The sequence below is a fragment of the Pseudomonas sp. ATCC PTA-122608 genome (assembly GCF_001952855.1).
Taxonomy (GTDB): Bacteria; Pseudomonadota; Gammaproteobacteria; order Pseudomonadales; family Pseudomonadaceae; genus Aquipseudomonas.
This window is the reverse complement of the sequence record NZ_LPNO01000007.1, coordinates 138296-164240: the sequence shown is the minus strand read 5'-3', so window position 1 is coordinate 164240 and position 25945 is coordinate 138296. Positions and strand designations below refer to the sequence as shown.

Annotated in this window: 25 protein-coding genes; 17 read left to right on the top strand and 8 right to left on the bottom strand. The window is 59.9% G+C overall.

Going from position 1 to position 25945, the window contains the following annotated elements; translation table 11 throughout:
- Window positions 1-898: 898 nt before the first annotated feature.
- Window positions 899-1336 carry a YhcB family protein gene (locus AU074_RS09260; protein WP_010170781.1) on the bottom strand — a complete coding sequence of 146 codons (438 nt, stop codon included), beginning with the start codon at window positions 1334-1336 and terminating at the stop codon, window positions 899-901.
- Between the two features lie 147 nt (window positions 1337-1483).
- On the opposite strand from AU074_RS09260, the gene AU074_RS09255 reads away from it, so the two are divergent.
- From AU074_RS09255 to zapE, 3 genes are all read left to right on the top strand, one after another.
- Complete coding sequence (locus AU074_RS09255) at window positions 1484-2113, top strand: alpha/beta hydrolase (RefSeq protein WP_076014454.1); 630 nt, start codon at window positions 1484-1486, stop codon at window positions 2111-2113.
- Between the two features lie 16 nt (window positions 2114-2129).
- Complete coding sequence (locus AU074_RS09250) at window positions 2130-3485, top strand: tryptophan--tRNA ligase (RefSeq protein WP_076014450.1); 1356 nt, start codon at window positions 2130-2132, stop codon at window positions 3483-3485.
- Between the two features lie 78 nt (window positions 3486-3563).
- Window positions 3564-4658 (top strand): cell division protein ZapE, encoded by a 1095-nt coding sequence (zapE, locus tag AU074_RS09245; protein ID WP_076014449.1) that lies wholly within the window; start codon window positions 3564-3566, stop codon window positions 4656-4658.
- A 123-nt stretch (window positions 4659-4781) separates the two neighbouring features.
- On the opposite strand, the gene AU074_RS09240 is transcribed toward zapE, so the two are convergent.
- Window positions 4782-5702, bottom strand: coding sequence for a GlxA family transcriptional regulator (locus AU074_RS09240; protein WP_172834601.1), 921 nt, complete (start codon window positions 5700-5702; stop codon window positions 4782-4784).
- 220 nt (window positions 5703-5922) lie between these two features.
- Here AU074_RS09240 and AU074_RS09235 point away from each other — a divergent pair, with 220 nt between their 5' ends.
- A complete protein-coding gene (locus AU074_RS09235; RefSeq protein ID WP_003216028.1) occupies window positions 5923-7059 on the top strand; it encodes an acyl-CoA dehydrogenase family protein in 1137 nt (378 codons plus the stop codon).
- 158 nt (window positions 7060-7217) lie between these two features.
- On the opposite strand, the gene AU074_RS09230 is transcribed toward AU074_RS09235, so the two are convergent.
- Window positions 7218-8258, bottom strand: a complete 1041-nt coding sequence (locus tag AU074_RS09230) for an NADP(H)-dependent aldo-keto reductase (RefSeq protein WP_076014448.1) — start codon at window positions 8256-8258, stop codon at window positions 7218-7220.
- A gap of 248 nt (window positions 8259-8506) precedes the next feature.
- Here AU074_RS09230 and rplM point away from each other — a divergent pair, with 248 nt between their 5' ends.
- The 8 genes from rplM to AU074_RS09190 all read left to right on the top strand — a co-directional run bounded on the left by rplM (window position 8507) and on the right by AU074_RS09190 (window position 14315).
- On the top strand, window positions 8507-8935 hold the full coding sequence (gene rplM, locus AU074_RS09225; protein ID WP_003216032.1) for a 50S ribosomal protein L13: 429 nt from the start codon (window positions 8507-8509) through the stop codon (window positions 8933-8935).
- A gap of 14 nt (window positions 8936-8949) precedes the next feature.
- Window positions 8950-9342, top strand: a complete 393-nt coding sequence (gene rpsI / locus AU074_RS09220) for a 30S ribosomal protein S9 (RefSeq protein ID WP_003216038.1) — start codon at window positions 8950-8952, stop codon at window positions 9340-9342.
- 266 nt (window positions 9343-9608) lie between these two features.
- Window positions 9609-10205, top strand: coding sequence for a ubiquinol-cytochrome c reductase iron-sulfur subunit (petA, locus tag AU074_RS09215; RefSeq protein ID WP_003216040.1), 597 nt, complete (start codon window positions 9609-9611; stop codon window positions 10203-10205).
- Entirely contained in the window at window positions 10205-11416 is a 1212-nt protein-coding gene (locus AU074_RS09210; protein WP_076014447.1) for a cytochrome bc complex cytochrome b subunit, read from the top strand. Before petA ends, AU074_RS09210 begins: the two co-directional genes overlap by 1 nt.
- Window positions 11416-12195 (top strand): cytochrome c1, encoded by a 780-nt coding sequence (locus AU074_RS09205; protein WP_076014446.1) that lies wholly within the window; start codon window positions 11416-11418, stop codon window positions 12193-12195. The genes AU074_RS09210 and AU074_RS09205 overlap by 1 nt, the downstream gene beginning before the upstream one ends.
- Before the next feature lie 145 nt (window positions 12196-12340).
- A complete protein-coding gene (locus AU074_RS09200) occupies window positions 12341-12958 on the top strand; it encodes a glutathione S-transferase N-terminal domain-containing protein (RefSeq protein ID WP_010170749.1) in 618 nt (205 codons plus the stop codon).
- A 17-nt stretch (window positions 12959-12975) separates the two neighbouring features.
- Window positions 12976-13395 carry a ClpXP protease specificity-enhancing factor gene (locus tag AU074_RS09195; protein WP_003216051.1) on the top strand — a complete coding sequence of 140 codons (420 nt, stop codon included), beginning with the start codon at window positions 12976-12978 and terminating at the stop codon, window positions 13393-13395.
- A gap of 170 nt (window positions 13396-13565) precedes the next feature.
- Window positions 13566-14315 (top strand): FadR/GntR family transcriptional regulator, encoded by a 750-nt coding sequence (locus tag AU074_RS09190; protein WP_008437251.1) that lies wholly within the window; start codon window positions 13566-13568, stop codon window positions 14313-14315.
- A 201-nt stretch (window positions 14316-14516) separates the two neighbouring features.
- On the opposite strand, the gene AU074_RS09185 is transcribed toward AU074_RS09190, so the two are convergent.
- Window positions 14517-15671, bottom strand: a complete 1155-nt coding sequence (locus AU074_RS09185) for a phospholipase (protein WP_076014445.1) — start codon at window positions 15669-15671, stop codon at window positions 14517-14519.
- 234 nt (window positions 15672-15905) lie between these two features.
- Between AU074_RS09185 and kdgD the strand changes: the two genes are divergently transcribed.
- From kdgD to AU074_RS09160, 5 genes are all read left to right on the top strand, one after another.
- A complete protein-coding gene (gene kdgD / locus AU074_RS09180; RefSeq protein WP_003216058.1) occupies window positions 15906-16817 on the top strand; it encodes a 5-dehydro-4-deoxyglucarate dehydratase in 912 nt (303 codons plus the stop codon).
- A 54-nt stretch (window positions 16818-16871) separates the two neighbouring features.
- Window positions 16872-18317, top strand: coding sequence for an aldehyde dehydrogenase family protein (locus AU074_RS09175; RefSeq protein ID WP_076014444.1), 1446 nt, complete (start codon window positions 16872-16874; stop codon window positions 18315-18317).
- A gap of 87 nt (window positions 18318-18404) precedes the next feature.
- On the top strand, window positions 18405-19769 hold the full coding sequence (locus tag AU074_RS09170; RefSeq protein ID WP_076014443.1) for an MFS transporter: 1365 nt from the start codon (window positions 18405-18407) through the stop codon (window positions 19767-19769).
- A gap of 11 nt (window positions 19770-19780) precedes the next feature.
- Window positions 19781-21334, top strand: coding sequence for a galactarate dehydratase (gene garD / locus AU074_RS09165; protein WP_076014442.1), 1554 nt, complete (start codon window positions 19781-19783; stop codon window positions 21332-21334).
- Between the two features lie 235 nt (window positions 21335-21569).
- Window positions 21570-22511: an AEC family transporter gene (locus tag AU074_RS09160; RefSeq protein ID WP_076014441.1), complete on the top strand. Its 942-nt coding sequence runs from the start codon at window positions 21570-21572 to the stop codon at window positions 22509-22511.
- On the opposite strand, the gene AU074_RS09155 is transcribed toward AU074_RS09160, so the two are convergent.
- The 4 genes from AU074_RS09155 to gatB form a co-directional block, all read right to left on the bottom strand.
- A complete protein-coding gene (locus AU074_RS09155; protein ID WP_063027132.1) occupies window positions 22508-22888 on the bottom strand; it encodes a carboxymuconolactone decarboxylase family protein in 381 nt (126 codons plus the stop codon). The two genes, AU074_RS09160 and AU074_RS09155, sit on opposite strands and share 4 nt — an antisense overlap.
- Window positions 22885-23931 carry a calcium/sodium antiporter gene (locus tag AU074_RS09150; protein WP_076014453.1) on the bottom strand — a complete coding sequence of 349 codons (1047 nt, stop codon included), beginning with the start codon at window positions 23929-23931 and terminating at the stop codon, window positions 22885-22887. Before AU074_RS09150 ends, AU074_RS09155 begins: the two co-directional genes overlap by 4 nt.
- 59 nt (window positions 23932-23990) lie before the next feature.
- Window positions 23991-24362 (bottom strand): septal ring lytic transglycosylase RlpA family protein, encoded by a 372-nt coding sequence (locus AU074_RS09145; protein WP_076014440.1) that lies wholly within the window; start codon window positions 24360-24362, stop codon window positions 23991-23993.
- 129 nt (window positions 24363-24491) lie between these two features.
- On the bottom strand, window positions 24492-25937 hold the full coding sequence (gatB, locus tag AU074_RS09140) for an Asp-tRNA(Asn)/Glu-tRNA(Gln) amidotransferase subunit GatB (RefSeq protein WP_076014439.1): 1446 nt from the start codon (window positions 25935-25937) through the stop codon (window positions 24492-24494).
- Window positions 25938-25945 lie beyond the last annotated feature (8 nt).

Here is a 25945-nt window from a genome sequence, read left to right as displayed (position 1 = left end):
AGGTAACGGCCACCTAGGGTTCCGCTCTTACAGCGGGTCACTTTTGAAAAGCGCAAAAGTAACCAAAACGCTCTGCCCCGCCTGTCGGCACCTCGCCTAGGCTCGGTGTTCCCTCACTCCGGCATTRCTCCGCGGGCCGCCGCGACGGGCCATCCATGGCCCGGCGCGGCTAAACCGGCGTCCTGCCGGTTTACCCGCTCCGCAATACCTGCGTTCGGCCTCGGGCTGAATGGGGCAGTCAGATCAAAATCAAAAGCAGATCAAAAGCAAGAGCACAGCGGCCTCCCGGCCGGCTTGAGTGTTAAAAGCAGAGGCAAGATCCAGAGCGAAAGCAGAGCTGCTTTTCTGTGGGAGCGGGCTTGCTCGCGAAAAACCTGAGAGCGCCGCGTTGAATCAGGATGCCCGCGTCATCGTTAACGACCTTCGCGAGCAAGCCCGCTCCCACATTTGGACCGTGACCGCTTCTGGTTTTGCTGTTGCTCCTGCTGTTGCTTCACCACACTCAAGCCGGCCGGTAGGCCGCTGTGCTCTTGATCTGCTTTTGATCTTGATCTTAGGCGCCCCGTTAAACCACGCTGGCCGAACGTAGGCTTTGGAGCGTGGGTAACCCGGCAGGACGCCGGGTTAGCCGCGCTGGGCCAAGGATGGCCCATCGCGGCGGCCCACGGTCCAAAGCCGGAGTGAGGGCACACCGAGCCTAGGCGAGGTGCCGAGTGGTGGGGCAAGAGCGTTTTGCTTACTTTTGCGCTTTTCAAAAGTGAGCCGCTGTAAGAGCGGAACCAATAGCAGCCCCGACCACAGCAACGGATATGTACCCACCCCATACCAACGAAGCCAAACAAAAAAAGCCCGGCTGATCATCAATCAGCCGGGCTTTTTAGTGTCGCTTGAAAAGGTATTACTTCTTCAAGCCGTAATGCTCATCCAGCATCCCCGGGGCGTTTGGCGTTTTTGGCGCGTAGTCCCGTGGCGGTTCCTGGTTTTCCCTAGGTGGGGTCAGGCGTTCCCGTGGCGCTTGCGGTGCATCGGAATGCAGCGCGGCCAGCAGACGCTGGCGGGTGATGTCGTCCAGGGCCAGGCGGTTGGCACCCTCGGCGAGATGATCCTGTACTTCCTGATAGCTCTGAGTGAGCTTTTTCACCAGGGTCGCGGTGCTGTTGAAGTGGGTAACAACCTCGTTCTGATAACTGTCAAAACGTTCCTGAATGTCATCCAACTGACGCTGCGTGCGGTTAGGCGCGGCATTCGGCAGCAGGCGGGCAACCAGGAATCCAATGGCGACACCGGCAACCAAGGCGAGAGTCGGCAACAACCAAACTAAGAGCGAGTGTTCCACGAGTCCTTCCTCTATAAACGGCTTTGCTTTACGTTAACGGCTCGGACCTGCGCTGTATACCGCGATTAAGCTCGCAATGATGCCATGCACAGACTTTTAGCTAGACGAGTCGACCCCTTGAGAGGTCACGGAGTTCCTTCCTTGCTGATGCGTGAAACCCCTGTTTTGATCGATGGCCCGGTAGGCCAACTGGAAGCCCTGTATCTGGATCACCCCGAGCCACGTGGCCTGGCGCTGATCTGCCACCCTAACCCGGTGCAGGGCGGCACCATGCTCAACAAAGTCGTATCGACCCTGCAACGCACTGCGCGGGATGCTGGCTTGATCACGTTACGTTTCAATTATCGCGGTGTCGGCGCCAGCGCCGGTACGCACGATATGGGCACCGGTGAAGTCGACGACGCCGAAGCCGCGGCCACCTGGCTGCGTGAAAAACATCCCGACCTGCCGATTACCCTGCTGGGTTTTTCCTTCGGTGGGTTTGTGGCGGCCACCCTCGGCGGCCGCCTGGAAGCCAAGGGCGAAAAACTTGCACACCTGTTCATGGTGGCTGCGGCCGTGATGCGCCTGCAGGATAACGACGTGCTGCCACAAGGCTGCCCATTGACCGTGATCCAGCCGGAAACCGACGAAGTGGTCGACCCGCAACTCGTCTACGACTGGTCCGCGGCCCTGAATCGCCCCCATGAGCTGCTGAAAGTGGCAGAATGCGGACACTTTTTTCATGGCAAGCTGACCGATCTCAAGGATCTTGTGCTGCCACGTCTTTCGAATTGATGACAAGCGATTACCCATGACGACCCGTACCCGCATCCTCACCGGCATCACCACCACCGGCACACCGCACCTGGGCAACTACGCCGGCGCGATTCGCCCGGCGATCCTTGCCAGCCAGGACGCCAATGCCGACTCCTTCTACTTTCTGGCCGACTACCACGCCCTGATCAAGTGCGATGACCCGCAGCGCATCCAGCGCTCGCGCATGGAAATCGCTGCGACCTGGCTGGCCGGTGGCCTGGATGTGAACCGGGTAACGTTCTATCGCCAGTCCGACATCCCGGAAATCCCCGAGCTGACCTGGCTGCTGACCTGCGTGGCGGCCAAGGGCTTGCTCAACCGTGCGCACGCCTACAAGGCCTCGGTGGACAAGAACCTGGAAAGCGGCGAAGACCCGGATGCGGGCATCACCATGGGCCTGTACAGCTACCCGGTACTGATGGCCGCGGACATCCTGATGTTCAACGCCCACAAGGTGCCGGTCGGTCGTGACCAGATCCAGCACGTGGAAATGGCCCGCGACATCGGCCAGCGCTTCAACCACCTGTTCGGCAACGGTAAAGAATTCTTCACCATGCCCGAAGCGCTGATCGAAGAAAGCGTCGCCACCTTGCCGGGCCTGGATGGCCGCAAGATGTCCAAGAGCTACGACAACACCATTCCGTTGTTCACCAGTGCCAAAGACATGAAGGACGCGATCTCGCGGATCGTCACCGACTCCCGTGCGCCGGGCGAAGCGAAAGATCCGGACAACTCCCACTTGTTCACCCTGTACCAGGCCTTTGCCACCAAGGCTCAGGAAGAAGAGTTCCGCGGCGAACTGCTGCAAGGCCTGGGCTGGGGCGAGGCGAAGAACCGTCTGTTCCAGCTGCTGGACGGCCAACTGGGGGAAGCGCGTGAGCGTTACCACCAACTGATGTCGCGCCCGTCGGACATGGAAGACCTGCTGCTGATCGGTGCCAAGAAAGCCCGCGCCGTGGCTGCACCGTTCCTGGCCGAGCTGCGTGAAGCGGTAGGCCTGCGTTCGTTCGTCAACCCGGTCGCCGTTGCCGCCACCACCAAGAAGAAAGCTGCGAAAGCCGCGCGCTTTGTCAGCTTCCGCGAAGACGACGGCAGCTTCCGCTTCCGTTTGCTGGCGGCCGAAGGCGAACAACTGCTGCTGTCGCGTAACTTTGTCGACGGTAAGACTGCAGGTGCAGTGACCAAGCAACTGCAATCGGGTCAGGCGCTGGATGTCCGCAGCGAGGCCCTGAGCTTCAGTGTGTGGCTGGAAGGTGCTGCCGTCGCCGATAGCCCGGCGTTCGCCGACAGTGCCTCGCGCGATGCCGCTATCGAAGCCTTGCGCGTTGCGTTGACCCCAATCGAGGATTAACCCGACCAAGGGTTGATTGCCATTCTTCAGGGCCGTCGTTACAGTGGCGGCCCGTTTTTGTTGCCTTGCTAACGAATTATGACGCCCCTAGAACGATATCAAGCTGATCTGAAACGCCCCGACTTCTTCCATGACGCTGCCCAGGAAACTGCGGTGCGCCATTTGCAGCGCCTGTACGACGATCTGGTCCAGGCCTCGCAGAACAAGCCGGGCATGTTCAGCAAGTTGTTTGGCAAGAAAGACCATACGCCGGTCAAGGGCTTGTACTTCTGGGGTGGCGTCGGCCGGGGCAAGACTTACCTGGTCGACACCTTCTTTGAAGCCCTGCCGTTCAAGGAAAAGGTCCGTACTCACTTCCACCGCTTCATGAAGCGCGTGCACGAAGAGATGAAGACCCTGCCGGGTGAAAAGAACCCGCTGACCATCATCGCCAAGCGCTTCTCCGATGAAGCGCGGGTGATCTGTTTCGATGAGTTCTTCGTGTCCGACATCACCGACGCGATGATCCTCGGCACCCTGATGGAAGAGCTGTTCAAGAATGGCGTGACCCTGGTTGCCACTTCGAACATCGTGCCCGACGGCCTGTACAAGGACGGCCTGCAACGCGCGCGCTTCCTGCCGGCCATCGCCCTGATCAAGCAGAACACCGACATCGTCAACGTCGACAGCGGCGTCGACTATCGCCTGCGTCACCTTGAGCAAGCCGAACTGTTCCACTTCCCGCTCAATGAAGTGGCCGAGGAAAGCCTGCGCAAGAGCTTCCGTGCCCTGACGCCGGAATGCACCCAGGCGGTGGAAAACGACAAGTTGATCATCGAAAACCGCGAAATCATCGCGCTGCGTACCTGCGACGACGTGGCCTGGTTCGACTTCCGCGAACTGTGCGATGGCCCCCGCAGCCAGAACGACTACATCGAACTGGGCAAGATCTTCCACGCGGTGATCTTGAGCGGCGTTGAGCAGATGACCGTAACCACCGACGACATCGCGCGGCGCTTTATCAACATGGTCGACGAATTCTACGACCGTAACGTCAAGCTGATCATCTCGGCGGAAGTCGAGCTCAAGGACCTCTACACCGGCGGTCGCTTGAACTTCGAGTTCCAACGGACCTTGAGCCGCTTGCTCGAAATGCAGTCCCACGAGTTCCTGTCGCGGGCGCACAAGCCGTAACCGCTTGCCCTCTGTAGGAGCGAGCTTGCTCGCGAAGAACTCAATGACAGCGCGGGGCTTCAGATGCCCCGCGTTTTCGTTAACGACCTTCGCGAGCAAGCTCGCTCCTACAGTAAGGGCGACCTATGCCGCCTGCTGGAACTGCTGGCGGTACTGGTTGGGCGACAGCTCGGTGTGCTGCCGGAACAGCCGCGCAAAGAAGCTCGCGTCGTCGTAGCCCACTTCGTAGCTGATGGTCTTGATGCTTTTGCGGCTACCGGACAGCAACCCCTTGGCCGTCTCGATGCGCAGGCGTTGCAGGTAATGCAGCGGCTTGTCGCCCGTGGCGGTCTGGAAGCGCCGCATGAAGTTGCGGATGCTCATGCCGTGTTCCCGGGCCACGTCTTCAAAGCGGAACTTGTCGGCGAAGTGCTCTTCGAGCCAATGCTGGATCTGCAGGATGATCACGTCCTGGTGCAGCTTCTGGCCGCCAAAACCGATGCGCCCGGGGGCGTAGCTGCGCTGCACTTCATAGAGGATGTCGCGGGCCACCGCCTGGGCGATGTTGGCGCCGCAGAAGCGTTCGATCAGGTAGATGTAGAGGTCGCAGGCCGAGGTGGTGCCGCCGGCACAGTAGAGGTTGTCGGCGTCGGTCAGGTGCTTGTCCTGGTTCAGTTGCACCTTGGGAAAGCGTTCGCTGAAGGCGTTGAAGAAACGCCAGTAGGTGGTCGCTTCCTTGCCGTCCAGCAGGCCGGCTTCGGCGAGCCAGAACACGCCGGTGGCTTCGCCGCACAGCACGGCGCCACGGGCATGTTGTTCGCGCAGCCAAGGCAGCACTTGTGGGTAGCGTTGGCACAGTGAGTCGAAGTCGTCCCAGAAGGCCGGGAGCACGATGATGTCGGCGTTTTCGAGGCCGCCGTCCACCGGCATGATCACATCGCTGAAGCTGCGCACCGATTGCCCATCGGGGCTGACCAGGCGCGTTTCGAAAGCGGGAGTAAGGCCCTGGCCCAGCTGTTTGCCGTAGCGCAGGCTCGCGAGGTGGAAGAAATCCTTGGCTTGCATGAGGGTTGAAGCGAATACCCGATCAATGGCCAAAATGCTGACGCGCCGCAAGGGCGTGGAGATTTGGTTAGACATAATTTCATTTATTCTTATAGGGGAAAGTGGTCACCAGACGGCTGGATCGTCTTATTTTTTGTCGCATGTGTCCAGTGTCCTGTGACGCCTTCGCGGCTTAGGCTCTGTGATCCCGGTCTTGTCCGACAATTCACGCAGGTGACCCATGATTCCCAGAACCTTGTTCAGCTCGGAGCACGAACTCTTCCGCCAGAGCGTGCGTACCTTCCTCGAAAAAGACGCGGCGCCGTTCCACGGGCAATGGGAAAAGCAGGGCTATATCGACCGTAACCTGTGGAACAAGGCAGGGGAGGCGGGGATGCTCTGCTCGCATTTGCCGGAAGAGTACGGCGGCCTCGGGGCGGACTTTCTCTACAGCGCCGTGGTGATCGAAGAGATCAGCCGCCTGGGGCTGACCGGGATTGGTTTCTCCCTGCATTCGGACATCGTCGCGCCGTACATCCTGCATTACGGCAGTGAGGCGCTGAAGCACAAGTACCTGCCCAAGCTGATCTCCGGGGAGATGGTCACGGCCATCGCCATGACCGAGCCGGGGGCCGGGTCCGACCTGCAAGGGGTCAAGACCACTGCCGTGCTGGATGGTGATGAATACGTGATCAACGGTTCGAAGACGTTCATTACCAATGGCTTCCTGGCGGACCTGGTGATCGTTGTCGCCAAGACTGATCCCAAGGCAGGTGCCAAGGGTACGAGCCTGTTCCTGGTGGAAGCCAATACGCCGGGCTTCGACAAGGGCAAGCGCCTGGAGAAGGTCGGGATGAAGGCCCAGGATACGTCGGAGCTGTTCTTCCAGGATGTGCGGGTACCCAAGGAGAATCTGCTGGGGCAGGCGGGGATGGGCTTTGCCTATCTGATGCAGGAGTTGCCGCAGGAGCGTTTGACGGTGGCCATCGGAGCGTTGTCGTCAGCCGAGGCGGCGTTGCAATGGACACTGGAGTACACCCGCGACCGCAAGGCGTTCGGCAAGGCGATCATCGACTTCCAGAACACACGGTTCAAACTGGCGGAAATCGCCACGGAAACCCAGATCGGCCGGGTGTTTGTCGACAAGTGCATGGAACTGCACCTGGAAGGCAAGCTCGATGTGCCCACGGCTGCGATGGCCAAATACTGGGCCACGGACCTGCAATGCAAGGTGCTGGATGAGTGCGTGCAGTTGCACGGTGGCTACGGCTTCATGTGGGAATACCCGATTGCGCGGGCCTGGGCGGATGCGCGGGTGCAGCGGATTTATGCGGGGACGAATGAGATCATGAAGGAGATTATTGCGCGGGCGCTTTGACGGCGCAGTGAGATTTATGTGGCGAGGGGGCTTGTCCCCCGTTGGGCTGCGCAGCAGTCCCAATAAAAGCACCTCATTCTTTCTGGCAGATTGAGGTGGCAGGTTTTGGGGCCGCTTCGCAGCCCAACGGGGGACAAGCCCCCTCGCCACAGGGTCAATCAAGGCGCAGGATTCGGATGATCCTTCTGAATCGCCTCAATCCCCGCCAGTACCTCATCCGACAGTTTCAGATCGGCACTGGCGATGTTACTGTCCAGCTGCTCCAGCGTCGTGGCGCCAATGATGTTGCTGGTCACGAACGGTTGCTGGGTCACAAACGCCAATGCCATCTGCGCCGGGTCCAGGCCGTGCTCACGGGCCAGAGCCACGTAACGGCTGCACGCAGCTTCCGACTGCGGGTTGAAGTAGCGGCTGAAGCGGCTATAGAGGCTCAGGCGACCCTTGGCCGGGCGTGCGCCACCTTCGTACTTGCCACTGAGCATGCCGAACGCCAGTGGCGAATACGCCAGCAAGCCACATTGCTCACGGATGGCGATTTCCGCCAGGCCCACTTCAAAGCTGCGGTTGAGCAGGTTGTAGGGGTTCTGGATCGACACGGCGCGGGTCCAGCCACGGGCTTCGGCCAGGGCCAGGAATTTCATGGTGCCCCACGGGGTTTCGTTGGACAGGCCGATGTGGCGGATTTTGCCGGCCTTGACCTGCTCATCCAGCGCTTCGAGGGTTTCTTCCAGCGGCGTCAGGTCCTCTTCGGCCTTGTGCTTGTAGCCCAGCTGTCCGAAAAAGTTGGTGCTGCGCTCGGGCCAATGCAATTGGTAGAGGTCGATCCAGTCGGTTTGCAGGCGCTTGAGGCTCGCATCCAGGGCTTCGACGATGTGCTTGCGGTTGTGCTTGAGGCTGCCATCGCGGATGTAGTCGATGGTGTTGCCGGGGCCGGCGATCTTGCTGGCGAGGATCCAGTCGGCACGGTCGCCGCGACTTTTGAAGTAATTACCGATGTAGCGCTCGGTGGTGGCGTAGGTGTCTGCCTTGGGCGGCACCGGGTACATTTCGGCGGTATCGAGGAAGTTGATTCCCGCGGCCTTGGCCCGTTCGATCTGTGCGAAGGCCTCTGCCTCGCTGTTCTGCTCGCCCCAGGTCATGGTGCCCAAGGCTATCGCGCTCACGTTAAGATCGGTTCGGCCCAGCTGTCGATAGTCCATCGGGTACTCCTTCAGGGAAAACAATCATAAAAGCAGGTTGAAATTTTTTTGGCAATCTGCATAATTGCCCACCTCTTTCTGCAGTGGAAGTGATGCGCCGCCTGCCGAAGAATCTTGCCGTTGAACGGACGCGCCGACCCGAGCCCCCGATAGCGTCTGTATCCGGCTGCCTTTGACTTGTCAAAGTACGCACTATTCAGTAAGATCCGCCGTCTAATTTACAGGGCGGCCCCTGAGGCTATTAAAGAATGACAACTTTTACTGCAAAACCAGAAACAGTTCAGCGCGACTGGTTTGTCGTCGACGCCGCTGGTCAGACCCTGGGTCGTCTGGCCACTGAAGTCGCCAGCCGTCTGCGTGGCAAGCACAAGCCTGAGTACACCCCTCACGTTGATACCGGTGACTACATTGTCATCATCAACGCTGAGCAGGTACGTGTTACCGGCAACAAAGCGCAAGACAAAATGTACTACCGTCACTCCGGTTTCCCAGGCGGTATCAAGTCTTCGAACTTCGAAGGCCTGATCTCCAAAAAGCCTGAAGCCCCGATTGAAATCGCGGTCAAAGGTATGCTGCCGAAGGGCCCACTGGGTCGCGACATGTATCGCAAGCTGAAAGTCTATGCGGGCGCTGCTCACCCTCATGCTGCTCAGCAGCCCCAAGAACTGAAGTTTTAACGGAATAGTTCATTATGTCGGCGACTCAAAATTACGGCACTGGCCGTCGCAAAACCGCTACCGCTCGCGTTTTCCTGCGTCCGGGTACTGGTAACATCTCGATCAACAACCGCACTCTGGAAAATTTCTTCGGTCGCGAAACTGCCCGCATGGTAGTTCGTCAGCCGCTGGAATTGACCGAGACCGTTGAAAAGTTCGACATCTACGTCACCGTTATCGGTGGCGGTGTAAGTGGTCAAGCTGGCGCAATCCGCCACGGTATCACTCGCGCTCTGATGCAGTACGACGAAACCCTGCGTGGCGCTCTGCGCAAAGCTGGCTTCGTGACTCGCGATGCTCGTGAAGTTGAACGTAAGAAAGTTGGTCTGCGTAAAGCGCGTAAGCGTCCGCAGTACTCGAAGCGTTAATTCGCTTTTACGTTCCAGAAAACGCCCAGCCTCCTCACGGAGCTGGGCGTTTTTTATTGCCTGCTATTTATGTAAAAAAATCTCTGTGACAACTTGCCACATCCGTAGAGCCCCTATACTCAAAGGCTTGGAGCCAGTGCTGGGGGTAATTACCTTGTCAGACGTGGGGCTTTTCATTACCATTCGGCAAAATTTTTATAAGTTCAGATTTAACACTTAGTAGACGCCTGATTTAACAGGCCACAAAGCTGATGGGAGAGGACTGAATGAGCAATGACGGCGTGAATGCAGGCCGGCGTCGCTTCTTGGTAGCAGCCACATCCGTGGTGGGTGCTGCAGGAGCGGTGGGGGCTGCGGTCCCGTTCGTGGGGTCATGGTTTCCCAGTGCCAAGGCGAAAGCCGCAGGTGCACCGGTGAAGGTGAATGTCAGCAAGATCGATCCAGGCCAGCAAATGATTGCTGAGTGGCGCGGTCAGCCAGTGTTCATCGTTCGTCGTACCGAGGAAATCCTGGGAAATTTGAAGAAGATCGAGGGCCAGCTGTCTGACCCCGACTCGAAGAATTCCGACCAACCCGCTTACGTCGATAAGGAAATTCGCTCGATCAAGCCGGAGATTTTGCTGCTGATCGGTATCTGCACCCACTTGGGTTGCTCTCCCACCTTCCGCCCGGAAGTGGCGCCCGCGGACCTGGGCAAGGACTGGGTCGGGGGCTATTTCTGCCCGTGCCACGGTTCTCACTACGACCTCGCTGGCCGCGTCTACAAGTCACAACCCGCACCACTGAACCTGCCAGTTCCGCCACATCACTACGAGACTGACAGTGTCATTGTCATTGGCGTCGACGAGGGGGAGAAAGCCTGATGAGCAAGTTCATGGATTGGGTGGATGCGCGCTTTCCCGCGACCAAAATGTGGGAAGACCACCTCAGCAAGTACTACGCACCGAAGAACTTCAACTTCTTCTATTTCTTTGGCTCCCTGGCACTTTTGGTACTGGTCAATCAGATCGTTACCGGTGTCTGGCTGACGATGAGCTACACCCCGTCGGCCGAAGAAGCCTTCGCCTCCGTCGAATACATCATGCGCGACGTCGAGTACGGCTCGATCCTGCGTCTGCTGCACTCCACCGGCGCCTCGGCGTTCTTCATCGTGGTCTACATGCACATGTTCCGCGGCTTGCTCTACGGCTCGTACCAGAAGCCTCGCGAGCTGGTATGGGTGTTCGGCATGCTGATCTATCTGGCGCTGATGGCCGAGGCCTTCATGGGGTACCTGCTGCCGTGGGGCCAGATGTCCTATTGGGGCGCCCAGGTGATCATCTCGCTGTTCGGCGCGATCCCGGTCATCGGCAACGACCTGACCCAGTGGATTCGTGGTGACTACCTGATTTCCGGGATCACCCTGAACCGCTTCTTCGCCTTGCACGTGGTGGCCTTGCCGATCGTGATTCTCGGCCTGGTGGTGCTGCACATCCTGGCACTGCACGAAGTGGGTTCGAACAACCCCGACGGCGTGGACATCAAGAAGCACAAGGACGAAAACGGCGTACCGCTGGACGGCATTCCGTTCCACCCGTACTACACCGTGAAAGATATCGTCGGCGTGGTGGTGTTCCTGTTCATCTTCTGCTCGATCGTGTTCTTTTTCCCGGAGATGGGCGGTTATTTCCTCGAGAAACCGAACTTCGAACAGGCGAACGCCTTCAAGACCCCGGAACACATTGCCCCGGTCTGGTACTTCACCCCGTTCTACGCGATCTTGCGGGCGATTCCCGACAAACTCATGGGCGTGATCGCCATGGGCGCGGCGATTGCGGTGCTGTTCGTGCTGCCTTGGCTAGACCGTAGCCCGGTCAAATCCATGCGCTACAAGGGCTGGCTGAGCAAGATCTGGCTGTGGGTGTTCTGCATTTCGTTCGTGATCCTGGGCGTACTGGGCGTATTGGCGCCGACCCCGGAGCGTACGTTGCTGTCGCAGGTCTGCACCTTCCTGTACTTCGCCTACTTCATTCTGATGCCGTTCTACACCCGGCTCGAGAAGACCAAACCGGTACCGGATAGGGTGACTGGCTGATGAAAAAATTATTCGTTGCATTCATTCTTGCGGCCCTGCCGCTGCTGTCTTTCGCCGCTGAACACGGCCCAGAGCTGGAAAAAGTCGACATCGACGTGTCGGACAAGGCTGCCATGCAAGACGGCGCACGTACGTTCGCCAACTACTGCATGGGCTGCCACAGTGCCAAGTTCCAGCGTTACGAGCGCGTTGCCGATGACCTGGGCATCCCGCACGACGTGATGCTCAAGAACCTGGTGTTCACCGGTGCGAAGATCGGCGACCACATGACCATCGGCATGCAACCTGCCGACGCCAAGACCTGGTTCGGGGCTGCACCGCCCGACCTGACCCTGGTGGCCCGTGTGCGTGGCACCGATTGGCTCTACGGCTACCTGAAATCCTTCTACGAAGACCCGTCGCGTCCCTACGGCGTGAACAACAAAGTGTTCCCGAACGTCGGTATGCCTAACGTTCTGGTCGGCCTGCAAGGCCGCCAAGTGGTAGGATGCAAGCAAGTACAAATCGTCGAAGACGGCAAGAAGCAGTATGATCCGCTCACCGGTACGCCTTTGACTCATGAAGCGTGCGATCAGCTGACCATAATGCCGAAGACCGGCGCGCTGAACGAAGAGCAGTTCGACGAGAAGGTCAAGAATCTGGTGACCTTCCTGGCCTACTCGGCCAACCCAGTGAAGCTGCAGCATCAGCGCATTGGTACCTATGTGTTGCTGTACCTGGCCTTCTTCTTCGTGTTCGCCTATCTGCTGAAACGCGAATACTGGAAGGATGTGCATTGACCCAACTGTAAGTAATTGCTGTTAATCTTGCGCGCCCAGCGGCATCTCTGAAGGTAAGTCTGGTCTATCCAGGCGTCACGGAGATGCTCACTGGGCGCGCTCGTTTTTGAGCTTCCGATAATTTCAACAAGCGAGGAGGACCGCCATGGGCGTGACCAATCGGTTGGCCTGTTACTCCGACCCCGCCGACCACTATTCCCACCGAGTACGCATCGTGCTCGCAGAGAAGGGTGTCAGCGCAGAGATCATTACTGTGGAGGCTGGTCGTCACCCGCCGAAACTGATCGAAGTGAACCCTTACGGCAGCTTGCCCACCCTGGTCGATCGTGACCTGGCGTTGTGGGAGTCAACCGTGGTGATGGAATACTTGGATGAGCGTTATCCCCATCCGCCGTTGTTGCCGGTGTATCCGGTGGCGCGTGCCAACAGCCGCCTGCTGATCCATCGGATCCAGCGTGACTGGTGTGGCCTGGTGGACCTGATTCTGGATTCACGCAGCAAAGAAGCCGCCCGGGTCCAGGCGCGCAAGGAATTGCGCGAGAGCCTGACCGGTGTTTCGCCGTTATTTGCCGACAAACCTTTTTTCCTCAGCGAGGAACAAAGTCTGGTGGATTGCTGCCTATTACCCATACTCTGGCGCTTGCCGATTTTGGGCATTGAATTGCCGCGGCCTGCCAAGCCGCTGCTTGATTACATGGAGCGCCAGTTTGCGCGTGAGGCTTTCCAGGCGAGTCTGTCTGGTGTCGAACGCGATATGCGCTAAGGCTTAAGGAGCCGTTGATGAACTCCAGTCGACCTTACCTGGTCCGCGCGCTCTATGAGTGGATAGTGGACAACGATTGCACCCCGCACATGCTGGTCAATTCCGAGTTTCCCGCGGTTCAGGTACCGCAAGGTTTTGCCAGTGACGGACAAATCGTCCTGAACGTTTCACCCAGTGCCGTGCGACACCTGCACATGGACAATGAAGCGGTCAGCTTTGAAGGGCGTTTCGGCGGTGTGCCGCATACGCTGTTCGTGCCCATCGGCGCCATCCTCGGGATTTACGCCCGGGAAAATGGCCAGGGCATGGTGTTTGATCTGGAGTCGTCCCTTGAGGATGACGAAGCGATTGAGCTCGAAGGCGAAGATGATGTGCCGCCGCCGGATTCCGAGCCGCCGCGCCCAAGCGGTCGGCCGAGCCTGAAAGTGGTGAAGTAATAAGGCGCAGGCCCTTGGGTCAGTGTTGAAAATGCCTCGGCGATGCCGGGGTATTTTTTTGCCTGGCGAAAACCCCGCCGGATATAGATGAAAGTCATGACAGGACGGTGATCGTACAACCGCCATGGGCTATCATGCGTGCTTCAGATCGCCGAGATAGATGATTCATCATGGAAAACTCCAGCGCCGCCCCTCGTCTTCCCCGCAAGCGCCGCAGCCTTGCCCAGGAATTGGTCACGGTGTTGTCCGAGCAGATCCGCGACGGCCAACTCAAACGGGGCGACAAACTGCCCACCGAGTCGGCCATCATGGACGCCCATGGGGTCAGCCGCACCGTGGTGCGTGAAGCCATCTCGCGATTGCAGGCGGCCGGGCAGGTGGAAACCCGCCACGGTATCGGCACCTTTGTGCTGGATACGCCAAGCCCCAGCGGTTTCCGGATCGACCCGGCCACCGTGGTGACGCTGAGGGATGTGCTGGCCATCCTTGAGTTGCGCATCAGCCTGGAAGTGGAGTCTGCGGGCCTTGCCGCCCAGCGTCGTAGCGACGAGCAATTGGCCGGCATGCGTGCGGCCCTCGATGCCTTGAACGAAAGTGCAGCCCACGCCGGTGATGCGGTAGCGTCGGACTTCCAGTTCCACCTGCAGATTGCCCTGTCCACCGGCAACCGGTACTTCACCGACATCATGACCCACCTGGGCACCAGCATCATTCCACGCACGCGGCTGAACTCGGCACGCCTGGCCCATGATGACCAGCAGCACTACATGAGCCGCCTGAGCCGCGAACACGAAGAGATCTATGAGGCGATCGCTCGCCAGGATTCGGATGCGGCACGGGCGGCCATGCGTTTGCACCTGACCAACAGCCGTGAGCGGCTGCGCCATGCCCATGAAGAGGCAGAAGCCCAGCGCGGCTAATTCCAGGCTGGAAGTAAGAGTGTGGCTTGAAAGCTCATTGTGGCGAGGGAGCTTGCTCCCGTTGGGCCGCGCAGCGGCCCCAAATCCATTCCCCCGAGTTCTGTCTGAAAGAACCCCGTGTTCTCGCTTGGGCTGCTTCGCAGCCCAACGGGAGCAAGCTCCCTCGCCACAGGTTAATGCACAAGGCTTAACTCATGTCTTTCAGGCCGGCTGATTTGGCTTGTAGTCCTTCAGCAGCAGGTAGGTACTCCAACCCCACCAGTCATTCGTCCACTGCTTGTCATTCAGGTTGTTGACGTCCTTGCGCCGCAGCACCTTGTCGCCTTCAGCCTTGAACAGCGGTGAGAAGTTATTCGCCGGGTTTTGTGCGGCGTTCAGGTCCGGCACATACAGCGGCGCCTTGAAGTTGGCCGGGGAGGGCGCCACGCCGCTGATAAAGGCTTCAAAGATTTCATCGGACGAGGCCTGCACGGCACGTTTGACCATGGCCCGGTTGGCCGCGTCGCTGCTGTCGAAGTAGCGTTTATCACCGTAGGCGTGCCACTGATCACCCAGGGCATTGCGCACATTGAGCCCGAATTTGCTGTCTTCATCGTGCATGAAGCGGCTGATCAGCGAGCCCAGTTCACCCGGTGTCACCACCGCCGCCAGTTGTTTGCGCGGTACCCGCAGGTGGCCGGCAGAAAACAGATCGGTCAAGAAGTGATCAGCAAAGCTGTTCATGGCATAAGCCAGTTCCAGCGCCTGATCGGTGCCGGTCTGATGGGCCACGACCGCTTGTTGCAGGGCTGCCGTATGCCCCGCCAGATACGCTGCCAAGGCCCATTCGCCGAAGTGATCGGCATTGTCTGCCGCCAGTTTCAGGTAGCGCCCCAAGGGAACCAGCGCCGAAACGGCGCTGCCGCCGCCGGTGATGCGGTTCCATTCCTCGGACAAGGTGTCACCCAGCGCGTCATAGGCTTCATGGGGTTGCTTGCCGTCCTTGATCGCCTGGTTAACCGCGTTGATCTCCTTTTGCATCACCGCGAGGATCTTGCCCGCTTCCTCTCGCGACGCCGGTAATACCGCCAACGAGTTGAACGCATCGGTAAAGCGCTGCACGCGGTCAGCAGGCGATGCGCCCTCGTTGATGGGGCGCCCGGGAATGCCATAGAAATCGCCGCCCAGGGCAATGATCTGACCATAGCTCAGGGCCAGGCCGTTGGGCAGGTGCAATTCGACCTGCCGGGCGGGAATCGCCGGGGCGCCCTTGACGAAGCGCAACAGGGTGTCGTCGCCAATGGCGGTGTGTTCACCGCCTTCGAAGCGCAGGGTGGGTGGTCGTTTTTCAGGTGTGGCGAGTTCAAGATCTGACATGTTAGCTCCTTGCTATGTCGTAGGAACTTTCCGTAATAACTGTATGTATATACAGTTAAATCGAGCATAGAGGAAAAAATTCCTACGTCAAGAACGTCGCGTTGAGGCCTGACCCGCATGAAGGTCGATGAATTGCAGTTGACGAATGTTTTTATAGTTGTACGATGACGTACGACATCAAGATAACCATCCGTAATCTCTCAACAGAAAGTCTTCGCCCAGGGTGTTCGAATAATGAATCCACAAGAACTGAAGTCCATCCTCTCTCACGGTCTGCTGTCTTTCCCGGTGACCGATTTCAACGCCCAGGGTGATTTCCACCAGGCGGGCTACATCAAGCGCCTGGAATGGCTCGCCCCTTACGGCGCTACTGCCTTGTTCGCCGCTGGCGGCACCGGTGAGTTTTTCTCCCTGGCGGCCAGCGAATATTCGCAAGTGGTGAAAACCGCCGTTGATACCTGCGCCACCAGCGTGCCGATTCTTGCCGGTGTCGGCGGTGCGACCCGCCAGGCCATCGAGTACGCCCAGGAAGCCGAGCGTCTTGGTGCCAAAGGCCTGCTGCTGCTGCCGCACTACTTGACCGAAGCCAGCCAGGACGGGGTTGCCGCCCACGTTGAAGCGGTGTGCAAGTCGGTCAAGATCGGCGTCGTGGTCTACAACCGCAACGTCTGCCGCTTGACCGCGCCGCTGCTGGAACGCCTGGCCGAGCGCTGCCCGAACCTGATCGGCTACAAGGACGGCCTGGGTGACATTGAATTGATGGTGTCGATCCGCCGTCGTCTCGGGGACCGTTTCAGCTACCTGGGCGGCTTGCCGACTGCAGAGGTTTACGCCGCTGCCTACAAGGCCCTGGGCGTGCCGGTGTACTCCTCGGCGGTGTTCAACTTCATTCCAAAAACCGCGATGGATTTCTACCACGCCATTGCCCGGGAAGATCACGCCACCGTCGGCAAGATCATCGACGACTTCTTCCTGCCGTACCTCGACATCCGTAACCGCAAGGCCGGTTACGCCGTGAGCATCGTCAAGGCCGGGGCGAAAATCGTCGGCTATGACGCCGGCCCCGTGCGTACGCCGCTGACCGATCTGCTGCCGGAAGAATACGAAGCCCTGGCCGCGCTGATCGACAAGCAAGGCGCGCAATAACCCATCACCAAGGCCGCTGAGTAATCAGCGGCTTTTTGCGTCAGGAGAGAATTCGTGTCCCAAGCCAAGCGTTTTGAAAACTACATCGGTGGCCAGTGGGTTGCCGGCGCCGACTATTCGGACAATATCAACCCGTCGGAGTTGTCTGATGTCATTGGCGAATACGCCAAGGCCGACCTCGCCCAGGTTCACGCCGCCATCGACGCTGCGCGCGCTGCATTCCCGGCGTGGTCCACTTCTGGCATCCAGGCGCGTCATGATTCGCTGGATAAAGTCGGCACCGAGATCCTTGCCCGTCGCGAAGAGCTCGGCACTCTGCTGGCCCGGGAAGAGGGCAAGACCTTGCCGGAAGCCATCGGCGAAGTGACCCGCGCCGGTAACATCTTTAAATTTTTCGCCGGTGAATGCCTGCGCCTGTCCGGCGACTACTTGCCGTCGGTGCGTCCGGGCGTCAATGTCGAAGTGACCCGCGAAGCGTTGGGTGTCGTTGGCCTGATCACCCCGTGGAACTTCCCGATTGCCATCCCGGCCTGGAAGATCGCGCCGGCCCTGGCCTACGGCAACTGCGTGGTGCTCAAGCCGGCTGAACTGGTACCGGGCTGCGCCTGGGCCCTGGCCGAAATCATCTCCCGCGCCGGCTTCCCCGCCGGTGTGTTCAACCTGGTGATGGGCAGCGGCCGTGTGGTGGGTGATGCCATGGTCAACAGCCCGAAAGTCGACGGCATCAGCTTCACCGGCTCGGTGGGTGTAGGTCGCCAGATCGCTGTCAGCTGCGTGTCGCGCCAGGCCAAGGTGCAGTTGGAAATGGGCGGCAAGAATCCGCAGATCATTCTCGACGACGCCGACCTCAAGCAAGCCGTCGAGCTGTCGGTGCAGAGCGCGTTCTACTCCACCGGCCAGCGTTGCACCGCGTCCAGCCGCTTTATCGTCACCGCCGGGATTCACGACCAGTTCGTCGCGGCCATGGCTGAGCGGATGAAGTCGATCAAGGTCGGCCACGCGCTGAAAACCGGCACCGACATCGGCCCGGTGGTTTCCCAGGCCCAGTTGGACCAAGACTTGAAGTACATCGACATCGGCCAAAGCGAAGGTGCCCGGTTGGTCAGCGGTGGTGAACTGGTGACGTGCGACACCGAAGGCTACTTCCTCGCGCCGACACTGTTTGCCGACAGCGAAGCCGCAATGCGCATCAGCCGCGAAGAGATCTTCGGCCCGGTGGCCAACGTTGTGCGCGTGGCGGATTACGAGGCGGCGCTGGCGATGGCCAACGACACCGAGTTCGGTCTCTCGGCCGGTATCGCTACCACGTCGCTGAAGTATGCCAACCACTTCAAGCGTCATTCCCAGGCCGGGATGGTGATGGTCAATCTGCCGACTGCCGGCGTGGATTACCACGTTCCATTCGGTGGCCGTAAGGGTTCATCCTACGGCTCGCGTGAGCAAGGTCGCTATGCGCAAGAGTTCTACACCGTGGTGAAAACCAGCTACATCGGTTCGTAACGGCAACATCCTGTGGCGGGTCTGTGCCCGCCACAGGCTTACAATTTGATTACCCGCAAAAAAAATAATTAGTGGGAGTACATTTTCATGCAAGCGACCAAGCCGACCCATGTCCGCTATTTGATCCTGCTCATGCTGTTCCTGGTGACCACGATCAACTACGCCGACCGGGCCACCATCGCAATCGCGGGCTCCAGCCTGCAAAAAGACCTCGGCATCGACGCGGTCACCCTCGGTTATATCTTCTCCGCATTCGGTTGGGCCTACGTGGCCGGGCAAATTCCCGGCGGCTGGCTGCTGGACCGATTCGGCTCGAAAAAAGTCTACGCCCTGAGCATCTTCACCTGGTCACTGTTCACCGTGCTGCAAGGCTATGTCGGTGAGTTCGGTGTCTCCACCGCAGTGGTTGCGCTGTTTATGCTGCGCTTCATGGTGGGCTTGGCTGAGGCGCCATCCTTCCCAGGTAACGCGCGCATTGTTGCCGCCTGGTTCCCGACCGCCGAACGCGGTACGGCTTCGGCGATCTTCAACTCGGCGCAGTATTTCGCCACGGTGCTGTTCGCGCCGTTGATGGGCTGGATCGTCTACCGCTTCGGCTGGCAGCACGTGTTTATCGTGATGGGTGTGATCGGCATCGTGTTCTCGCTGATCTGGCTGAAAGTTATCCACAGCCCGCGCCAACACCCGATGATTAACGAAGCCGAACTCAATCACATCGCCGCCAATGGTGCGATGGTCGATATGGACCAGGACAAAGGCAAGGGCAAGAAAACCGACGGCCCGAAGTGGGATTACATCCGTCAGTTGCTGACCAACCGCATGATGCTCGGCGTGTACCTGGGCCAGTACTGCATCAACGGCATCACCTATTTCTTCCTGACCTGGTTCCCGGTTTACCTGGTGCAGGACCGTGGCATGACCATCCTCAAGGCCGGTTTCGTCGCCTCGTTGCCGGCGATCTGCGGGTTTGTCGGTGGCGTGCTGGGTGGGGTGATTTCCGACTACCTGCTGCGTAAAGGGCATTCACTCACGTTTGCCCGCAAGGCACCGATCATCGCGGGCTTGCTGGTTTCCAGCAGCATCATTGCGTGTAACTACGTCGACGTTGAATGGATGGTGGTGGGCTTCATGGCCTTGGCCTTCTTCGGTAAAGGCGTTGGCGCACTGGGTTGGGCTGTGGTGTCCGACACCTCGCCCAAACAAATCGCCGGTCTCAGTGGTGGCTTGTTCAACACCTTCGGTAACCTGGCGTCGATCACCACGCCGATTGTCATCGGCTACATCATCGCCACCACCGGTTCGTTCAAGTGGGCTTTGGTGTTCGTCGGCGCCAACGCGTTGGTAGCGGTATTCAGCTACCTGGTCATCGTCGGCCCGATCAAGCGAGTAGTCCTCAAAGAGCCGCCAAGCAAAGGGCCTGAGTTGACTAACCTAACCGAAGCGCATTCCTGAGGGGCCCCGTGATGCAGTTGATTGAACATGCCGACTCGCCGCGCTCCATTCGCCTGCACGAGCGCGACAACGTAGTGATCGTGGTCAACGACCAAGGCGTACCGGCCGGGACCGAGTTCCCGGACGGCCTGGTGACCGTGGATTTCATCCCTCAGAGCCACAAAGTGACCCTGGAAGACATCCCCGAAGGCGGTCAGATTATTCGCTACGGCCAGACCATCGGTTACGCCCTGGCGCCGATTCCTCGCGGCAGTTGGGTCCAGGAAGATCAACTGCGCATGCCCACCGCGCCACCGCTGGACAGCTTGCCGCTGTCCACCGAAGTGCCCGAGGCCCAGGCGCCTCTGGAGGGTTTTACCTTCGAGGGATATCGCAATGCCGACGGCACCGTCGGCACGCGCAATATCCTCGGCATCACCACCACGGTGCAGTGCGTCACGGGCGTGCTGGACCATGCGGTGAAGCGCATCAAGGACGAGTTGCTGCCCAAGTACCCGAACGTCGATGACGTGGTGGCGCTGACCCACAGCTACGGCTGCGGCGTGGCGATTACGGCCACCGACGCCTACATCCCGATTCGCACTGTGCGCAACTTGGCGCGCAACCCGAACCTGGGCGGTGAAGCCCTGGTGATCAGCCTGGGTTGTGAGAAATTGCAGGCCGGGCAGGTGATGCATGACAACGACAGCTCGGTGGATCTGAGTGAGCCGTGGCTGTATCGGTTGCAGGACTCCAGCCACGGCTTTACCGAAATGATCGAACAGATCATGGCATTGGCCGAAACACGCCTGAAGAAACTCGACCTGCGCCGGCGGGAAACCGTCCCGGCGTCGGAGTTGATTCTTGGCATGCAGTGCGGTGGCAGTGATGCGTTTTCCGGCATTACTGCCAACCCGGCGTTGGGTTATGCCTCGGATCTGCTGCTGCGGGCGGGCGCGACGGTGATGTTTTCCGAAGTGACCGAAGTGCGCGATGCCATCTACCTGCTGACTTCCCGTGCAGAAAACCAGGATGTAGCCCGGGAGCTGGTGCGGGAAATGGACTGGTACGACCGCTACCTGGCCAAGGGCGAGGCAGATCGCAGCGCCAACACCACGCCGGGGAACAAGAAGGGTGGGTTGTCGAATATCGTCGAGAAGTCGCTGGGTTCTATCGTCAAGTCGGGCAGCAGTGCGATCAATGGCGTGCTTGGCCCGGGCGAGCGGTTCAATCGCAAGGGCCTGATCTTTTGCGCCACGCCGGCCAGTGATTTTGTGTGCGGTACGTTGCAGTTGGCGGCGGGGATGAATTTGCATGTGTTCACCACCGGGCGTGGCACGCCCTATGGGCTGGCGATGGCGCCGGTGGTGAAGGTCTCGACGCGCACGGAATTGGCCCAGCGTTGGCCTGACCTGATTGACATCGACGCCGGGCGGATCGCCACCGGGCGGGCGACGATCGAGGAGCTGGGTTGGGAGTTGTTCCACTTCTATCTGGACGTGGCCAGCGGCAAGAAGCAGACGTGGGCGGAGCAGCACAAGCTGCATAACGACATTACGTTGTTCAACCCTGCGCCGATTACCTGATCTGTCCACCGAGAGTGCTTTTTGTGGCGAGGGAGCTTGCTCCCGCTGGGGTGCGAAGCGCCCCMAAAAAKGGGACTGCTGCGCAGTCCAGCGGGAGCAAGCTCCCTCGCCACAGGGTATTTACAGCTCGGGACTGTCGCTTAACTGACTGGCATTAGGGCGAGCTCCCACCATAAGGGCGCTAGGTGGCTTATCATTAGCCACCTACCGACGCCCACCCAAGGTTCTCCCCGGCATGCTGGCTATCTTCCTACAAACCCTGAACATCACCGCGCCGGTGTTTGCCATGCTGTTCCTGGGCGTCCTGCTCAAGCGCATCAACTGGATCAACGACAACTTTATCCACACCGCCTCGTCTCTGGTGTTCAACGTCACCATGCCGGCGTTGCTGTTCCTCGGGATTCTCCACGCCGACCTGCATTCGGCCCTCAAGCCCGGCCTGCTGATCTATTTCGCCGTCGCCACGATGTTGAGCTTCGCCCTGGCCTGGGGCTGGGCGATCTTTCGGTGCCCGCGTGTAGACCGTGGCATTTACGCCCAAGGCGCATTTCGCGGTAACAACGGGGTGATCGGCCTGGCCCTGGCGGCCAGCATGTACGGCGACTACGGGATTTCCCTTGGCGCGGTGCTCGCGGCGTTGGTGATCCTGTTCTACAACACCCTGTCGACCATTGTGCTGGCGGTGTACAGCCCGGTGATCAAGTCCGACCCGTGGAGCATCTTCAAGAGTGTGCTGGCCAACCCGCTGATCATCAGCGTGATCGTGGCGGCGCCCTTCGCGTATTTCCAGATTGGCCTGCCCGACTGGCTGGAATCTTCCGGGCAATATTTGGCGGACATGACCTTGCCATTGGCATTGATCTGCATCGGCGGCACGTTGTCGCTGGCGGCACTGCGCAAAAGCGGGGACATGGCCCTGAGTGCCAGCCTGATGAAGATGATCTGGCTGCCGGTGCTCGCTACCTTTGGCGCGTGGCTGCTGGGGTTCCGTGGGCCGGAGCTGGGGATTCTGTTCCTGTACTTCGGTGCGCCCACGGCAGCGGCCAGTTTTGTCATGGCACGGGCGGCGGAGGGCAATCATGAGCTGGCGGCCGCGATTATCGTGATCACCACCTTGATGGCGGCGGTGACCACGAATATCGGGATTTTCGTGCTGCAGGCGGGCGGCTGGATCTAGGCGTCTTTCTGGTAGCTGTCGATCACTTCCTGAGCGGCGCGGAAAGCGTCAATCGCCGCCGGCACGCCGGCATACACCGCACAATGCAGCAGCGCCTCGCGAATCTCCTCCACGGTGCAACCGTTGTTCAGTGCGCCGCGCACGTGGCCCTTGAGCTCTTGCGGGCACTTCAGCGCGGTGAGCGCGGCGAGGGTGATCAGGCTGCGGGTTTTCAGCGGCAAGCCTTCGCGGTTCCACACGCTGCCCCAGGCATGCTCGTTGACGAAATCCTGCAGCGGCTGGCTGAACTCGGTGGCATTGCCCAGCGCCCGATCAACAAACACATCACCCATCACCTGGCGGCGCACTTCAACGCCGGGCTTTTTCTGTTCGGTCATTGCGATTCCCTCTTGTGTTGGCGGCGCCAGGCTCGCAGCGAGGTGAACAACAGGAAAGCCACCAGCGCTGGCAGGACGTAATACAGCATCAGTTGTTCAAGCTTGTTGGCCAGCGGCATGCCGAACGTGAACGACACCACATGCAGCCCGTACACCAGGTACAGGCCCAGGAACACCAGGCCTTCCGCCCGAGTGACGCGGTAGCCCGAATAAAACACCGGCAGGCACAGTGCGATGACGCCAAGCATCACCGGCAAGTCGAAATCCAGGGCGTTGGGCGACACTGACAGCGGCGAGGGCGCCACCAGGGCAGTAAAACCCAGCACCCCAAGCAGGTTGAACAGGTTGCTGCCGATCACGTTGCCCACGGCAATTTCCCGCTGGCCGCGCAGGGCGGCGATCAACGAGGTGGCCAGGCAGGGCAGGGAGGTGCCGACGCCAATCAGCGTCAGGCCGATGATGCGCTCCGACAGCCCGAGGTCGGAGGCCACGTCCACTGCAGCGCCCAGCACCAGATGCCCGGCGAGTACCAGGATCAACAGCCCGCCGATCATCAGCAGCACGCTGCTCAGCCACGGCGCTTGCACCACGGTGTCCCGGGTGCGGGGGCGGCGGGAATGGCGGGTCTGGTAGAGCAACACGCTGAGGTAGGCAATCAGGGCCACCAACAGCAACAGGCCATCGACCGGCGTCAGCTCTTCATTGGCGGCGAGCACAAACACCAGCAGGCTGGCGAGGATCATCATCGGGATGTCCAGGCGCACCAGTTGCCGCGAAACCCGCAGCGGAATGATCAGGGCTGCCAGGCCAAGGGTCACGAGGGTATTGAAGATACTGCTGCCGATCACACTGCCGACGGCGATGTCGGTGTTGTCCGCCAGGGTGGCTTGCAAACTGATCGCCATCTGTGGCGCGCTGCTGCCGAAGGCGACGATGCTCAGGCCGATGATCAGTGGGCGCACCTTGAGGCTGGCCGCCAGGCGCACGGCGGCGCGCACCAATACTTCGGCTCCGAAGATCAACAGCAGCAGGCCGCTGATCAGTTCGATCACGCTAAAGGGCGAGAGGGCGGTTAATGCGGAAATGGCCAGGGCTCCGTCGGTCAGTTGCTGAGGGCTTGCACGCGAACACGTGCGGTGCCGCTGCTTATCATACCCAGCTGTGCGGCGGCTTTGCGTGAAAGGTCGATCAGACGTCCACGGGTGTGCGGGCCGCGATCGTTGATGCGGACAACGACGCTTCTGTTGTTGTCGAGGTTGGTGACCCTCACTTGCGTGCCGAAGGGCAGGCGACGATGGGCGGCGGTCAAGGCATTCTGGTTGAACGGTTCACCGCTGGCAGTACGGTTGCCGTGGTGTTTGGCGCCGTAGTAGGAAGCGGTGCCGGTTTCGTCGTAGCCGTTGGGGTCGATGAGGCCGCTGGCGCAGCCGGCGAGCAGAGAGAACAGGGCCAACAGGCCGAGTAGACGCTTCATTCAAGGTGTCCCCGATGATCGTTCCCACGCTCTGCGTGGGAATGCAGCCGATGACGCTCCGCGTCACAAAAGCGGACGCAGAGCGTCCTGTGAGGCGTTCCCACGCGGAGCGTGGGAACGATCATTGGATCAGCCTTCGAGTTTGCTTTTCAGCAGTTCGTTGACCTGTTGCGGGTTGGCCTTGCCTTTGGAGGCTTTCATCGCCTGGCCGACAAAGAAGCCGAACATCTTGCCGCGCTTGGCTTCATCCGCCGCACGGTATTGTTCAACCTGCTCGGCGTTGGCCGCCAGCATCTCGTCGAGCACTGCCGAAATCGCGCCGCTGTCGGTGACTTGCTTCAGGCCGCGCTTTTCGATGATCTCGTCAGCGTTGCCTTCGCCTGCGGCCATGGCTTCAAACACGGTCTTGGCGATTTTGCCGGAGATGGTGGTGTCCTTGATCCGCAGCAACATGCCGCCCAATTGCTCGGCCGATACCGGTGCCTCGTCGATTTCCAGGCCCTGTTTGTTCAACAGGCTGCCCAGCTCAACCATCACCCAGTTGGCCGCCAGTTTGGCGTCGCCGGCGATGCTCACGACTTTTTCGAAGTAGTTGGCTTGCTCGCGGCTCGACGCCAGCACGCTTGCGTCGTACACCGAAAGACCGAACTGCTCCTGGAAACGCTCGCGTTTTTGCGGCGGCAGTTCCGGCAGCGTGGCGCGTACGTCAGCCAGGAACGAGTCCTCGATGACTACCGGCAACAGGTCCGGATCGGGGAAGTAACGGTAGTCGTTGGCTTCCTCCTTGCTGCGCATGGCGCGGGTTTCGTCTTTGTTCGGGTCGTACAGGCGGGTCTGCTGGATCACCTTGCCGCCGTCTTCGATCAGTTCGATCTGGCGACGCACTTCGGTGTTGATCGCCTTCTCGATGAAACGGAACGAGTTGACGTTCTTGATCTCGCAGCGGGTGCCGTACTCGACCTGGCCTTTTGGCCGCACCGACACGTTGCAGTCGCAACGCAGCGAGCCTTCGGCCATGTTGCCGTCGCAGATGCCGAGGTAGCGCACCAGCGCGTGGATCGTCTTGACGTAGGCCACGGCTTCCTTGGCACTGCGCATGTCCGGCTCGGAAACGATCTCCAGCAGCGGGGTGCCGGCGCGGTTCAAGTCGATGCCGGTGGCGCCGTTGAATTCTTCATGCAGGCTCTTGCCGGCATCTTCTTCCAGGTGCGCACGGGTCACGCCGACACGTTTGATAGTGCCGTCTTCCAGCGGGATGTCCAGGTAGCCCTTGCCAACGATCGGCAATTCCATCTGGCTGATCTGGTAGCCCTTGGGCAGGTCCGGGTAGAAGTAGTTCTTGCGGGCAAACACGTTGTGCTGGCCGATCTCGGCGTCAATCGCGAGGCCGAACATCACCGCCATGCGCACCGCTTCCTGGTTCAGCACCGGCAGTACGCCGGGCATGCCCAGGTCTACCAGGCTGGCCTGGGTGTTGGGCTCGGAGCCGAACGTGGTGGCGCTACCGGAGAAAATCTTCGATTGGGTGGCGAGCTGGGTATGAATCTCCAGCCCGATCACGACTTCCCATTGCATAGTGTTCT

Excerpts from the sequence above, each read along its gene's own strand:
- zapE (WP_076014449.1), top strand. The coding sequence starts at position 3,564 with ATGACGCCCCTAGAACGATATCAAGCTGATCTGAAACGCCCCGACTTC.
- AU074_RS09170 (WP_076014443.1), top strand. The coding sequence starts at position 18,405 with ATGCAAGCGACCAAGCCGACCCATGTCCGCTATTTGATCCTGCTCATG.
- AU074_RS09145 (WP_076014440.1), bottom strand. The coding sequence starts at position 24,362 with ATGAAGCGTCTACTCGGCCTGTTGGCCCTGTTCTCTCTGCTCGCCGGC.
- rplM (WP_003216032.1), top strand. The coding sequence starts at position 8,507 with ATGACAACTTTTACTGCAAAACCAGAAACAGTTCAGCGCGACTGGTTT.
- gatB (WP_076014439.1), bottom strand. The coding sequence starts at position 25,937 with ATGCAATGGGAAGTCGTGATCGGGCTGGAGATTCATACCCAGCTCGCC.
- AU074_RS09185 (WP_076014445.1), bottom strand. The coding sequence starts at position 15,671 with ATGTCAGATCTTGAACTCGCCACACCTGAAAAACGACCACCCACCCTG.
- AU074_RS09190 (WP_008437251.1), top strand. The coding sequence starts at position 13,566 with ATGGAAAACTCCAGCGCCGCCCCTCGTCTTCCCCGCAAGCGCCGCAGC.
- AU074_RS09235 (WP_003216028.1), top strand. The coding sequence starts at position 5,923 with ATGATTCCCAGAACCTTGTTCAGCTCGGAGCACGAACTCTTCCGCCAG.
- AU074_RS09205 (WP_076014446.1), top strand. The coding sequence starts at position 11,416 with ATGAAAAAATTATTCGTTGCATTCATTCTTGCGGCCCTGCCGCTGCTG.
- kdgD (WP_003216058.1), top strand. The coding sequence starts at position 15,906 with ATGAATCCACAAGAACTGAAGTCCATCCTCTCTCACGGTCTGCTGTCT.
- garD (WP_076014442.1), top strand. The coding sequence starts at position 19,781 with ATGCAGTTGATTGAACATGCCGACTCGCCGCGCTCCATTCGCCTGCAC.
- AU074_RS09210 (WP_076014447.1), top strand. The coding sequence starts at position 10,205 with ATGAGCAAGTTCATGGATTGGGTGGATGCGCGCTTTCCCGCGACCAAA.
- AU074_RS09255 (WP_076014454.1), top strand. The coding sequence starts at position 1,484 with ATGCGTGAAACCCCTGTTTTGATCGATGGCCCGGTAGGCCAACTGGAA.
- AU074_RS09195 (WP_003216051.1), top strand. The coding sequence starts at position 12,976 with ATGAACTCCAGTCGACCTTACCTGGTCCGCGCGCTCTATGAGTGGATA.
- petA (WP_003216040.1), top strand. The coding sequence starts at position 9,609 with ATGAGCAATGACGGCGTGAATGCAGGCCGGCGTCGCTTCTTGGTAGCA.
- AU074_RS09200 (WP_010170749.1), top strand. The coding sequence starts at position 12,341 with ATGGGCGTGACCAATCGGTTGGCCTGTTACTCCGACCCCGCCGACCAC.
- AU074_RS09160 (WP_076014441.1), top strand. The coding sequence starts at position 21,570 with ATGCTGGCTATCTTCCTACAAACCCTGAACATCACCGCGCCGGTGTTT.
- AU074_RS09250 (WP_076014450.1), top strand. The coding sequence starts at position 2,130 with ATGACGACCCGTACCCGCATCCTCACCGGCATCACCACCACCGGCACA.
- rpsI (WP_003216038.1), top strand. The coding sequence starts at position 8,950 with ATGTCGGCGACTCAAAATTACGGCACTGGCCGTCGCAAAACCGCTACC.
- AU074_RS09155 (WP_063027132.1), bottom strand. The coding sequence starts at position 22,888 with ATGACCGAACAGAAAAAGCCCGGCGTTGAAGTGCGCCGCCAGGTGATG.
- AU074_RS09240 (WP_172834601.1), bottom strand. The coding sequence starts at position 5,702 with ATGCAAGCCAAGGATTTCTTCCACCTCGCGAGCCTGCGCTACGGCAAA.
- AU074_RS09230 (WP_076014448.1), bottom strand. The coding sequence starts at position 8,258 with ATGGACTATCGACAGCTGGGCCGAACCGATCTTAACGTGAGCGCGATA.